7 protein-coding genes and 4 tRNA genes are annotated in these 13,504 nt (G+C 45.8%); 5 read left to right on the top strand and 6 right to left on the bottom strand.

The genetic code is table 11. The features are described from left to right. Positions 1-36: 36 nt before the first annotated feature. The 3 genes from SO_RS20110 to SO_RS20100 are packed head-to-tail and all read right to left on the bottom strand — an operon-like array spanning position 37 to position 4,850. Positions 37-3,126 (bottom strand): multidrug efflux RND transporter permease subunit, encoded by a 3,090-nt coding sequence (locus tag SO_RS20110; RefSeq protein ID WP_011073987.1) that lies wholly within the window; start codon positions 3,124-3,126, stop codon positions 37-39. Positions 3,127-3,139: 13 nt separating this feature from the next. After that, positions 3,140-4,258, bottom strand: a complete 1,119-nt coding sequence (locus SO_RS20105) for an efflux RND transporter periplasmic adaptor subunit (RefSeq protein ID WP_011073986.1) — start codon at positions 4,256-4,258, stop codon at positions 3,140-3,142. Positions 4,259-4,283: 25 nt separating this feature from the next. Continuing rightward, entirely contained in the window at positions 4,284-4,850 is a 567-nt protein-coding gene (locus tag SO_RS20100) for a TetR/AcrR family transcriptional regulator (protein WP_011073985.1), read from the bottom strand. Between the two features lie 325 nt (positions 4,851-5,175). Here SO_RS20100 and rep point away from each other — a divergent pair, with 325 nt between their 5' ends. Further along, positions 5,176-7,191, top strand: coding sequence for a DNA helicase Rep (gene rep, locus SO_RS20095; RefSeq protein ID WP_011073984.1), 2,016 nt, complete (start codon positions 5,176-5,178; stop codon positions 7,189-7,191). A gap of 225 nt (positions 7,192-7,416) precedes the next feature. Here the strand turns inward: rep and SO_RS20090 are convergent, their stop codons facing one another. Continuing rightward, entirely contained in the window at positions 7,417-10,047 is a 2,631-nt protein-coding gene (locus SO_RS20090) for a sensor domain-containing diguanylate cyclase (RefSeq protein ID WP_011073983.1), read from the bottom strand. Positions 10,048-10,253: 206 nt separating this feature from the next. On the opposite strand from SO_RS20090, the gene SO_RS20085 reads away from it, so the two are divergent. The 4 genes from SO_RS20085 to SO_RS20070 all read left to right on the top strand — a co-directional run bounded on the left by SO_RS20085 (position 10,254) and on the right by SO_RS20070 (position 10,680). Next, positions 10,254-10,330, top strand: a tRNA-Arg gene (locus SO_RS20085). 52 nt (positions 10,331-10,382) lie between these two features. Then, positions 10,383-10,458 (top strand) — tRNA-His (locus tag SO_RS20080). A 15-nt stretch (positions 10,459-10,473) separates the two neighbouring features. Beyond that, positions 10,474-10,550: transfer RNA gene (locus SO_RS20075), tRNA-Pro, on the top strand. A 53-nt stretch (positions 10,551-10,603) separates the two neighbouring features. Next, positions 10,604-10,680, top strand: a tRNA-Pro gene (locus tag SO_RS20070). A gap of 184 nt (positions 10,681-10,864) precedes the next feature. On the opposite strand, the gene SO_RS20065 is transcribed toward SO_RS20070, so the two are convergent. Together SO_RS20065 and SO_RS20060 are read right to left on the bottom strand one after the other, a co-directional pair. After that, positions 10,865-12,784, bottom strand: coding sequence for a bifunctional diguanylate cyclase/phosphodiesterase (locus SO_RS20065; protein ID WP_011073982.1), 1,920 nt, complete (start codon positions 12,782-12,784; stop codon positions 10,865-10,867). A gap of 8 nt (positions 12,785-12,792) precedes the next feature. Next, positions 12,793-13,500: a transglutaminase-like cysteine peptidase gene (locus SO_RS20060; protein WP_011073981.1), complete on the bottom strand. Its 708-nt coding sequence runs from the start codon at positions 13,498-13,500 to the stop codon at positions 12,793-12,795. Positions 13,501-13,504: the final 4 nt, after the last annotated feature.

Genomic DNA, 13,504 nt, shown 5'->3' with positions numbered 1-13,504 from the left:
TACGCCTTAGGGGCATAGGTTTGTTATTTTGAGCGGTTAACTGTTGTGGGTTAACCCATCTGCATCTTCGTCAAACACAGGCAAAGGCTCATGTTTTTCAGCAAGATAGGTATAAATTACCGGTAATACAAACAGGGTGAAAATCGTTCCAATAGACAAACCAGCAACAATCACAACACCGATATTAAAGCGTGCTACCGCACCTGCGCCGGAAGCAAATAATAGCGGTAATAGACCCGCAATCATCGCTGCCGTTGTCATTAAAATTGGGCGTAAGCGGATGGTTGCCGCCAGTTTAATCGCCTCAAGTTTAGATAGCCCGCGGTGGAGTTGTTCCTCTTTGGCCACTTCGCACATCAAGATCCCGTGTTTAGTGATAAGGCCCACTAAGGTAATTAATCCGACCTGGGTGTAGATATTAATCTTGGCTAAGCCAAACACATGGGTCCACCCGAGTACAATCAAGGCGCCACTGATGGCCAGCGGCACAGATACTAAGATGACTAATGGGTCTTTAAGGCTTTCAAACTGGCTGGCGAGTACTAAGAAAATAATCGCAATCGCCAGCAAGAAAGTGGCATAAAGCGCCGAACCTTCAGTGACAAACTGACGCGCTTCACCGAGGAAGTCGTAGCTATAGCCCTTAGGTAACTCGTTATCGCCAATATTTTGTAAAAAGCTAATAGCATCACCAATGGCTACACCTGGTGAGGCTACGCCACCCACAGTCAAGGCATTCATTTGGTTGAAGTGGGGCAGTGAGCGAGGCTCGGCCACCATTTCAATTTCGACTAAGCTGGACAGTGGAATGGATTTACCATCGGCGGCTTTGACATAGTAATTGGCCAGAGACTCGGGATTGGCGCGCAGTTTACGCTCAACCTGTGGGATCACTTCGTAGGAGCGACCATCCAAGTTAATACGATTCACATAACCATCACTCATCATAGTGGCGAGTGTGATCCCTATATCTTGCATGGTAACGCCGTAGGTACCTGCTAAGTCACGCTTGATATGCAGTTTCATTGTGCCTGAATCAAATTTCAGGTTGATCTCTGAGTACACAAACAAGGGACTCTTTTGCACCTTTTCCAGTACGCTGGTACCGATTTGGAAGAGGCTGGCGAAGGAGTTTGATGTGGTAATCACAAACTGAATTGGTAAACCACTCGACGCCCCAGGCAGCTCAGGCATTTGGAAGGTGGTAATTGCCATTCCAGGAATGCGCTTCACTTCTTTAGCAAAAAACTCCTGCATTTGTTTTTGGCTCTTATCCCGCTCACTCCAGGGCACTAATGGCGCGATCCCGAAGGCTTGGCTGGAACTTGGTACGCCCACGAAGGCGAGTGACGCGGCTGATTCAGGCTGTGCCTTAATCATATCCGTGACTAAGCCCATATTGGCTTGGATGTAGTCCAAGTTAGCGGTCGAAGGTGCCGTGCCCATCATCATCACTACGCCTTTATCTTCGTTCGGTGCAAGTTCTGACGGGATAAACTTAAACAGTACCGGCAGTGAAGCGAACACGATAATCGCAAAGGCGACGATCACAGGACGATGTAACATCACCGCATCTAGCATGTTGCTGTAACGGCGAGTTAGACCGGTGAGGAAGTTTTCTACCCCCATTTCGAAGCGATTTGGCGTGGTATGGGGTTTGAGGATTTTGGCACACATCATGGGTGACAGTGTGAGTGCCACTATGCCCGAGATAAACACAGAACCTGCGAGTGTAAGGGCGAACTCTTTAAATAATGAGCCTGTGATCCCGCCCATTAAGGCAATCGGTGCATACACCGCGGCGAGGGTAATGGTCATCGAAATAACGGGCACCGCGATTTCGCGAGTACCGATAATCGCCGCTCTAAAGGGCGACTCACCCAGCTTAATATGCCTGTCGACGTTTTCGACCACCACAATCGCATCGTCAACCACGAGACCAATGGCGAGCACCATGGCGAGCAGGGTCATCAGATTGAGAGTAAAACCAAACATCTGCATGATGATGGCAACCCCAATCAGCGAGAGCGGAATGGTCACAATCGGGATCACCACGGCGCGAAGCGAACCTAAGAAGAGAGTGATTACCACGATAACAATAATCGCGGCTTCACCAATGGTTTTAACCACTTCTTTAATCGATTCATCAATTGCGAGTGAGGAGTCGTACAGAATGCTCGATTCAATGGATGGCGGTAAGTTACGCTCGATTTCGGGTAGTAGGGCGCGGGTATCTGCCGCGACGGTAAGCGGGTTAGCCGTTGGCGTGACATCGAGGCCAATGACCACCGCCTCTTTACCATTGGCTAAGGCGCGATAGATATCATGGCTCTTTTCGAGGCTAACATCGGCAATATCACCGAGACGGACGACTAAACCGTCCTTACTGCCGATCACTAAGCGTTTTAACTCTTCGATGGTGGCAACTTGGGTGTCTGCGGTACCGTTGAAAAGGGTGTAAACACTGTTGGTTTGACCCACAGCTGACTGATAGTTGTTCGCCTGCAATACTTGCATCACATCGCTGGCTGAGAGGTTAAACGCGCCCATTCTGGCCGGATCGAGCCAAATACGCATGGCGTATTTGATACCGCCGTATAAATTCACTTTAGCAACGCCGTCAATGGTAAAGAGCTGAGGTTTGACGACGCGTTCAAGGTAATCCGTTAGCTGGCTTGAGTTAATTTGGTCACTAAAAAATGAAATATAAAGCACAGAGGTTTGCGAGCCAGTGGACATTTCAACACTGGGATCTTCAGCCTCTTTGGGCAGTTGCGATCTCACCGAGTTTACTTTGGCGAGAATATCGGCCAAGGCACCATTGGGATCGGTATTGAGCTTCATATATACCGAAATTTTCGAGGTGCCGAGGAAGCTCTCTGACGTCATAAAGTCAACGTTATCGGCCTGCGCTAACGCTTGCTCTAACGGTTGTGTAATAAAACCTTGGATTAGATTTGCATCCGCACCGTAATAACTGGTCGATACCGTGACTACGGTATTAGTCATCTTCGGATATTCACGCACTTGCATGCTATTGAGGGCGTTAAAGCCTAACAGCAGCAAGAGAAAGCTGATTGAGGCGGCGAGTACAGGTCGCCTAATAAAGATATCTGTAAAGCGCATTATCTTGCTCCTATTACAGCTTTGGCATAGTGTCGGAGTGGATCAGGGCTTGGTCTTCAACCACTGTCACTTTACTGTTGTTACTGAGGCGAATTTGCCCTGAGGTGACAATGCGATCCCCAGCTTTTAACGCTCCACTCACCAGCGCGTTATTGCCGTTACGCTCTAACACCGTCAGGTTGATTTGCTCGACTCTAGCCAGCTTTTTACCGTTTTCTTCGACATCTTTGATGAGGTAGATAGAGTTGCCATAGAGGGTAAAGTTGATGGCCGTTTGTGGTAGCACAAATTGATCGTTCAGTTCTGGCAATAGGATAGATACTCGGGCAAACATCCCGCTACGCAGTTTGGCGTTATCGTTAGGAATGCGTGCTTGAACTTGGATCAAACCGCTTTGATAAAACACCGCGGGTTCAATCGCAGCAATCTCACCTTCAAAGGGTTGTTCTGGATAGGAATCCACAAACACATGGATTTTTTGGCCTACAGCAATGCGAGGTAATTGGGTTTGTGGAATGGTAAAGCGGATTTTCATTGTGCTGATATCTTCAAGGCGCACAATATCCGTACCGGGCTGAAGATATTCACCTAAGTTAATGTTACGAATACCCACTAAACCACTGAAAGGTGCACTGATTTCACGGCGTTCGATGGTGGCTTTTAAGCTTTCAATATCCGCCTGTAAGGCCAGATATTTCGATTCACTATTATCTAAATCCTGTTTAGATACAGACTTTTGCGCATAGAGTTTTGACAGGCGTTTAAAGTCGGCCTCAGCGGCGGGCAGTTGTACCATTTTGCTTTTAAGGTTGGCTCTTTCGACTTTGGCATCGAGTTCGGCCAGCAGTTGGCCCTTTTCCACACGGCTACCGTTTTCAAAATTAATGCTGGTGACGCGTCCCGCTAATTCATTGGAGATGGTCACACCTTGGTGTGGTTCAACAAAGCCAATGGCATCAATAGTGGGTTGCCACTTTTGCATCTCTAATGCCATGGCTGTCACCGGGAACTCTGCCTCTGGCATATTGGCGATCGCATCGGCGATTTTACTTTTTACCATCAGGTTAAAGCCGATCACTGAGCCAAAGGCAAGTACAGCGATCGCTAGCATACTTAGAGTCCATTTTTTCATGGTGCTAAAGATTCCTAGTGTTAAGTTAAAGAGTCACAGAAATTGCCTGAAGGCATAATTCACATGCCTGCTGGATTTCATGTTCTGTACATTGCAAATGGCCTCGGCGTAGACGTTTAGCTATGGCGACAGCCGGTTCAAAGGCGATAGAAAATAACAAGGCATTATTCAATGGTTGGATTACGCCTTGGCCTTTCGCCTGTTCAAACAGTTGGTGTAGTGGTTGAAATATTTCTCTTTCAAAAGCTTGGTGCTCAGGTGCATCAACACCGGGGAGGTGAGAGTACTGAGCAAAACTCAAATTAGCATGTGACTGCTCGCGGCCTAGTTCAACAATGTTGAACCACAGGCGGCGAAATTTTTCGTCAAAGCTGCCTTCATCAATGTTTTCAAGCAACTTGCTGGCAATTTGTTGTAATACGTCTTTACGCAGCTTAATGATCAAATCTTCTTTGTCTTTGAAGTAGCGGTAGATCGTACCTGCGGCAACGCCTGCATCCACCGCTAATTTTTGCATTGAAAGGTTATGTAAGCCTTCTGTAGCAATAATTTTTTCGGCAGAGCGAAGTATCAAATCGCGTTTGCTATCCATTCTATTTCCAATGCTCATAGATATGAATGAACGTTCATTCATTTTGGATTTTACTGCGACTTATCAATATTAGCAACAAGTTAGCTTAAAAAATGGCTAAAGTGTGAGTTTATATTTTAATTTTGTGCCGAGTTTGCCTGCATGCTGATTTCAGTATCTTCAGATGGTTTTGGGGAATGTCATCTTCAAAGGTTTGCTCATTTGAAGAAGCTATGAATTCTCATTGCTTGCTCAGTTGATATCTGGGGATTTGTTGGCCTTAAAACCTTAGCTTCTGCTATGATCCCATCCCCCTTCTCAAGACTTGTTTGGATATTGCGCGAAGATGAAACTCAATCCTGCCCAAAATGATGCCGTTCATTATGTTTCGGGGCCTTGCTTAGTATTAGCGGGCGCGGGCAGTGGCAAAACGCGTGTGATTATCAACAAGATTGCTTACCTAGTGCAAAAGTGCGGCTACAATGCCCGTAATATCGCCGCGGTGACGTTTACCAATAAAGCTGCCCGTGAGATGAAGGAGCGGGTCGCGCAGTCAATGGGGCGAAAAGAAGCGCGAGGCTTGTGGATTTCGACCTTCCATACTTTAGGGCTTGAGATTGTAAAGCGTGAGCATAAAGTGCTGGGATTAAAGCCTGGCTTCTCACTGTTTGATGATCAGGACACGCTTGCACTCCTTAAAGAGCTGACCCAAAAAGAATTACAAGAAGATAAGGATTTACTGAAAGCCTTGGCGGGGGCCATTTCCAATTGGAAGGGCGGGTTGATTATTCCCGACCAGGCACGAAAGCTGGCTAAAGATGAACAGCAGCAATTGTTCGCTCTGTTATATCAACGCTATGCCCAGCATATGAAAGCTTATAATGCCTTGGATTTTGATGACTTAATTCTGTTACCGACGCTATTGCTGCGCCACCATGAAGAAGTGCGTACTCGCTGGCAAACCAAGATCCAATACCTGCTGGTGGACGAGTATCAGGATACCAACACCTCCCAATATGAAATGGTCAAGCTACTGGTGGGCGAGCGCGCGCGATTTACCGTAGTGGGTGACGATGACCAGTCTATCTATTCTTGGCGCGGTGCTAAGCCACAAAACTTAGTGTTGCTGGGCAAAGACTTCCCTAAGCTTAAGCTGATTAAATTGGAGCAAAATTATCGCTCCAGTCAGCGTATTTTGCGGGCGGCAAACATCCTTATCGCCAACAATCCCCATGTGTATGATAAGTCGTTATTTAGCGAACTGGCTTATGGTGAGCCGATGCGGGTGCTGTTTGCCGCCAATGAGGAGCAAGAAGCAGAGCGCGTGGTCGCCGAGATTGTTCGCCACAAGTTTGTCGGCCGTACGCAATTTGGTGACTACGCGATTTTGTATCGCGGTAACCATCAGTCTCGCCTACTTGAGCGGGCGTTGATGACAAACCGCATCCCCTACAAATTGAGCGGTGGCACCTCGTTTTTTTCCCGTGCCGAAATTAAAGACATCATGGGTTACCTCAAACTGGTGGTAAATCCCGATGATGATAATGCCTTTTTGCGGGTAGTTAACTTACCTAAACGTGGGATTGGCCCATCGACCTTGGAGCGTTTGGGTAACTTTGCCAACGAGAAGCATATTTCCATGTTCGAGGCGATTTTTGCCCCTGAATTGAATCATCATCTGCCACCTAATGCCATGTCGGCACTCTATCAATTTGGCCGTTTTATTGTTGATACAGGGGAGCATGCCGACCGAGGTGAGCCTGTTGAAGCGGTAAAACAACTGATCCGTAAGATTAATTACGAAGACTACTTATACGAGACCAGTACCAGTGCCAAAGCCGCCGAAATGCGGATGAAGAATATCTCGGAGCTGTATCGCTGGGTAACTGAAATGCTCTCAGGGGATGAGTTAGAAGAACCTATGACTTTGCCCGAAGTGGTTAACCGTCTCACGCTGCGAGATATGATGGAACGCAATAGTGAGGATGAAGGCGGCGATCAGGTGCAGCTTATGACCCTACATGCCTCTAAAGGGCTAGAGTTTCCATTTGTATTTATGGTGGGAGTTGAAGAGCGTATTTTGCCGCACCAGACCAGCATAGATGAAGATAACGTCGATGAAGAACGTCGTCTTGCCTATGTGGGGATAACGCGAGCGCAGCGTGAGTTGTGGTTTACGCTTTGCCGTGAGCGTCGTCAGTTTGGTGAAACAATGCGTTGTGAGCCCAGCCGCTTCCTCCACGAGTTACCCCAGGACGATTTAGTATGGGAAAACCGTAAGCCCCAACAAACCGAGCAAGAGCGTATGCAAACAGGCCGGAGCCATATTTCGAATTTAAGGGATATGTTTAAAAAGTCGTAATGGCTTTTCAAAGGCATGTTGAGAGTTCAGGGCTATTTGTGCAACTAAATGCTGCCTGAAGGGGGGGGGCTGGCAAGCTCAACTGTGACTTTATGTCATAAGAGCTGCTCGCCATTTACGTAGCATCACTACACGTCATTCCTCGTTTCGCGAGCACCAGTTTGCCAGAACGAACAATATTCAATCTCGAAAAGTCAACACACCCTAGTCATGTGATTGCGGTGGTTATGCGCAAACCAGTTGCTGCGTTTCCACTAAGGCAAAAGGAGAGGCTAAGGCACAACCTTGGCCAAAGCGGTAACCTAGCGCATGAAATATATTGATTTGCTCAGGGGATTGCAGCCCGTCGACAAAGGTTTGTAACTCCAAGGTTGAGGCCGCCTTTTGATAGGCCGACATTAGCTTAATATGTTGTTCATCCTGTAATTGTTTAGTGATATTCGCATCAAGCTTGAGGCCTTTTAATGGCAGAAACAACAAACTATTTAACGGACTATGACCGCTTCCGTAGTGGCTAATCCCTAAGTTCACGCCCAGTTTATTTAATAATTCAAAGCCGCTAATGTGATTCTCCGTTTCTTGAACCAAGGCTTTTTCATTAAAAAATAACCATAACTGAGAGAGAGGAAGCTGAGTTTGCTTTAGGGTGGTTTTAAGCCCACGTAGTACATGCTTATGCTTAAGGTGTTGACTGGAAAGCATAAGATGTAAATCAAGGTTATCTCCATGGCTTATCAATAGTTGGTGATAACACTTATCCAATAAGCGAATCGCATACTTATCCAGCTCAACTTGTAAGTTTGCTTGCTCGGCTAATTTGTTCAGGACTTCCTGTGGGATACTTCCCCATTGGGGGTGCTCCCAGCTTAATCGACATTCTAAGGAACGGGTTTGTCTGGTTTGTAAATCGACAATCGGCAGGAAGTTGAGCTGTAACTCATCCGCTTGCAGTGCCTGTCTAAAATCATTCTCGAAAGCAATATCCTGCATTTTTTGCTGTGAGGCACTATCGTCAAAAATCACATAACAACCTTTACCATTTGCCTTGGCTTGGTACATCGCTGTGTCGGCATTGCGTAACATTGACTCACTGGTATCCAACTTATTACCACTGATAGTAATCCCGATGCTGGCACCCGAATGGAACTCGATCGTCCCAAAATGATAGGACTGGGAGATTTTTCGGATAACCCGTTCGGCAACATCACGCGCATCGTTCATGTCGTTGATGGTATCGAGCAGGATGACAAACTCATCACCACCGAGTCTGGCTAGAGTATCGTTACTGCGGATACAGGAACGTAAGCGAGTGGCTGTTTCAATTAAAAACCTATCGCCCTCTAAATGTCCCATGGTGTCGTTAATGAGCTTAAAGCGGTCAAGATCGATAAACAACAGGGCAAACTGCTCTAGGCTATGGCGGCGAACGTGTTTAATAGCGTGATTAAGTCGCTCCATAAACATGGCGCGATTGGGCAGTCCGGTTAGCGCATCGTGTTTAGCATCATGGACGAGTTTTGCTTCCATATTGCGGCGCTGGCGGATCTCTTTCTCTAGATCTTTATTGAGTTCAGCAAGGGCTGTTGTCCGAGCAGCCACTTTTTCTTCTAGCTCTTCATAACTACGGCGTAATGACTCCGCGGCGAGTTTTTTCTCGATCGCAGCCCCAATATGCTGTGATACAAAGGTAAGTAACTCCAAATCTTTCGTTTGGTAGTTTTGAGTCATGCTAAAGCTATAAATGGTTAGCGCGCCGCGTACTTCATCATGGATAAACAACGGGATGCCAATCCATTGATGCATCGTTTGGGTGTGATTAAGCGTCGGCGCCTTAGCGTAAATTTCTTTTGCGGCAATCAGGTTATTAATATCATTTTGGTCTAGTAGCAGGGGGCGCTTGTGTTTGAGCATATACTCTGTGAGCCCATCCTGTAATGGCCGAGCCCCAGGGTGTTGATTTTCTATTTGGGAGACATAAAACGGGAAGGTTAAGTGGGTACTTTCCTCATTTAACAGGGCAATGTAGCAGTTATTGGCTGGGATCAGATGACGGATTACATTATGTAGCTGAGTGTAAAACACTGGATTATCCGAACCAGAGCTTGCTAGTTCTGCAATTTCAAATAAGGATTTTTGGAGTCGCTCAGCTCTGCGCCTCTCATACACTTCTTGCTTAAGCTTATCGTAGGCTTGGCTAAGCTCTTTAGTACGTTGTTGTATAGCTTGCTCTAATTGTTCTTGATGCTTAAGCCTTTCCATCACGCCAGTAATATGGTGGCAAATAAAGGTCATTAACTCGACTTCGATATCGCCATAACTCACATTGGTATCATAGGTTTGCACTACAAGTACCGCAGTGACTATGTCTTCATGCTTAATGGGCACTCCCAGCCAAAGGTGACAAGGAGAACCTAGGTTGACAATCTCTTCTGCGTTGACTAGCTCATCAACTTTAGATTCATCGCACAATAGGGTTTGTCCCGTGCGAAATACATAACCTGTTAACCCTTGCTGTAACAGTGTTGATAGTGACTGCTCTGGATAAAGTTGGGAAGGATGCGCGTCTTTCTCATCCGCAAAGAAGGGAACTGAAATGGCACCGCTATTCACATCGAGAGTCGCGATAAAAAAATTATCCGCGGAGATAAGCTGTTTTAGATGGTGGTGAACCCCTAAGTAAAATTCCTCCAGCGAGGAAACCTGAGTGGCAATATGGGACAATTCGAGTAACGCATTTTGAACCACTTCCGCACGCTTGTACTTATGTGCCAAATATTTAAGGCGATAAAGTCTCTTTTTTAAGCGCTCAACCTCACGAGCTCGAGGTGGGGTAGTCTCATCTTCATCCCTAAACATGATACTCACTAATCAGTTCTGCGTTAATTGTTGCTAAACGCTATAATTAACATGAAATACCGTAACATCCAAGTCATATTTAAACTGTGTTTTCGCTGAAAAAGCATGCTAATGTATCAAAACTTGAGCAGTCAGCAAAAAAGTGCAAAATAGCTATAGACTCAAGGACTATTTGTCCATACTATATGCGGCGCTAACCAAGGCGAGCGCCCATAGCTCAGCTGGATAGAGCGCACCCCTCCGGAGGGTGAGGCCGAAGGTTCGAATCCTTTTGGGCGCACCACTTCCGAATGAGTTGTGAGCTTCTTTGTTAGCAATATAAGTGAAAGTCAGTGGTGATTGTAGCTCAGTTGGTAGAGTCCCGGATTGTGATTCCGGTTGTCGTGGGTTCGAGCCCCATCAGTCACCCCATTTCATTTACATTTTCGGTGATTAGCGCAGTCCGGTAGCGCATCTGGTTTGGGACCAGAGGGTCAGAGGTTCGAATCCTCTATCACCGACCACATTCTTCGCATAACTAGCGCACTTGAGTATTCAGGTAAATAGTTAACAGTTACGGTGATTAGCGCAGTCCGGTAGCGCATCTGGTTTGGGACCAGAGGGTCAGAGGTTCGAATCCTCTATCACCGACCAATTACATTTAAGCCTCAGAATTTCGAAAGAATGACTGAGGCTTTTTTGTATCTACTTTTTTGTTCTTTGTTGCTGGTGATTAGATCTAGGCCTGATGGGTTAAGGTTTTTTGACCACATGCTACTTATAAGGTTTACCACATAAATGAGGCTCCCGAAGGAGCCTCATCACAATGACGCTTAAGTTATTCGATATTCTCTGGTGGAGCAATAAAGCCCTGATAGGCGTCTGTTTTAAGCTCATTAAAACGTTCTAGCTGTGCTTTTTCTTGAATGCCTGTAACGATGACTTGAATATCCAATCCCTTGGCGACATTGATAATAGCGCGGCAGAGCTCGCTATTATGTGAGGCCTCATCATAGTAGGCAAAGGATTGATCGAGTTTCACATAGCTTGGTCTTAAGCCTTGTAGGTAAGACATTGAGCCAAATTGGCGGCCAAAATGGTCAATACCAAATTTAGCACCATTATCCCTAATAATATTGCAAAGGCGCGTACAGGATTCTAAATCGCTATAAACGCCCGCTTCTGGGATTTCGAAACACATTCGTTCAACCTGTGGGGCATTACGCAGGAAGTGATTGAGCCATTGATGAAATTGACTATCACTGAGACTTTGATGGGTTAAGTTTATTGCCAATGGCTCGTAGTTGCGCTCAAGCAGCTTTTGCTCGTAAACCGTTTCGATTAAGCATTTATCGAGCAGTGAACCCAATGATAATAGCTCTATATAGGGCATAAACTGCCCAGCATGGGTAAGTTTATCACCCAGTTCGAGTTGGCAGTAGAGTTCCCGTTGGGTGACGCCATCGCCATTACAAAACTGGATCGGCTGCCAGCGGAATTTAAATTTCTTGTTGCTAATGGCGTGGCTTAGGTTGTCGCGCCATTGCTCACGAGTGAAGATCTGTTGTTCTGTCGTCTCAAACCAATGAAAGGTTTTGTTGTCTTTTAGCGCTTTTTGCAAGGCATTATCCGCTTGTGCAAGAATGTCGGAAACCTTCATTTGTCCAACGCGCTCTGCAACTCCTATCGCAAAATTCTCATTGGGTTTACAACCCGCTTTAGAGATTTCTTGATTGATTGTGCGGATCAGTGTTTGCAGGTATTTGCTAATTTGATCGTGCTCGACATCGGTAACAAGGAAGGCAAACTCAAAAGCGGCAATCCGTGCAATGACCGATGGTGTGATTTCATTTAATTGTTGTACTAGCTTCTCTGCGAGCAGGCGAATCGTTTCATCGCGAACTTGGTATCCATACTTACTGTGTACTTCTTCGAGCCAATCGAGTTTAGCTAAAAATAGTGCGCCACTGCTAGGTTCGCTTAGCCAGCCATTAAGACGACTGACCACATATTGACGATTAGGAAGTCCAGAGGCGGGATCGGTGAGGTTCTTTTTACGTAATGAGCCGACTTCTTCATCTAGGGATTGAAAAAGGTGTTTGAGTTGGGCTGACATACTATTAAATGCCGTGACCAAATCCTTTAATTCGGTGGTGCTAGGGAGTGGCATATCGGGGCCAAACTGTCTCGCTGCAATCTTTTTGGCATGTTCAGATAGGGCATTTAATGGTTTTAAAATCCACGTTAGTCCTAATCTTGCGGTAAAGATGGCGACCAAAAACAGCAATGAAAATACGATAAGAGTGTTGGACATGATCCGCCATAATTCATGGTAACCAAAGCCGGGATGGGCCGTAATTTCAAGTTGTGCTAGTTGTAACCACCCTGAGGTAATAGTGCTTTCTTTTTTGATGGTTTTAAAGAGATTCAAATTGATAAACCATTGAGGTACATCATCAATTTTAATAGGGTTATTCCATTCCTGCTGTTTGCCGTCAACCATCCATATCAGTTTGATATTGTTATAATAGCCGCCTTCAAAAATAACGTTGACTAGGGTTTCTGCTGCAACGGTATCTCCGGCCTCAAGTGCGGGTGTCAGCATTAAACCAAGCGAGGTACTGGCATTGTTTAGATCCGATTCCATTTGCTTGGTTAAAAAGCTTTGAGTCTCCGTAAATTGCACATAGCCAAGACTTGCTACAACTAACAAGAACAGGCTAAAAAGCAGCGAATAAATCTGTCTAAACAGTGTCATCTTGGGTGCTACTCCAGTTTTAATTTGGGTTGTCTTAAGCGATCAACCCCTAACCTATGGGTTAGGTCATTCCATTTTTCGAGTCGTGTTGACGAGCCAGCTAAAACGCCTCGTCCCTGTTCTTTGTTAAGCCATAATTGTTTACCGTTAAAACTGTAAACGGGGATCAGATCTTTACGTTGAGTAGCAGGTTTGATGACATGATCGAGATTATCGAGCACTAAAGGGATGGACGCAGGCGTATCATAGTAAGCCAATACCATATGATATTGATTCACGCTGGTTGCTTTAACCATGGTGATCCGCATCTTATCTTCGGGTACACCTAACTCAAGCAGCGTGAAATACTTGGCGATTGAAAAATCTTCACAATCTCCACCATTGACTCCAATAAACTCCATCGGAGTGGCCCAATAGTTTGATTCTCCCCATAATTTTATGTCATCGACGAAGCGGAATAAATTGAAAAAATTGTTAACTTTCAATAGCTTTTCTTTTTCGTCAACCGTGCTTGCCTCCGCCAACACTTTAAACCAAGCTCTTGCTCGCATACCTGCTCGCTCACCATAACGTTTTTCTAACGTAGAAGTGATTTTGGCTTCATCGAGTTTTTGAGTTGGAGCAGCATATAGACAGCTAATCCCTAACGCAGACACAACTAGGCATGAGCGGCAGGCTCGAAAAAACGCATTGTTACCTTTTAGCCTGCCGTTCATAGCC

Origin of the sequence: Shewanella oneidensis MR-1 (genome assembly GCF_000146165.2) — a bacterium.
GTDB lineage: Bacteria > Pseudomonadota > Gammaproteobacteria > Enterobacterales > Shewanellaceae > Shewanella > Shewanella oneidensis.
This window is presented reverse-complemented; position numbering and strand designations above follow the sequence as displayed.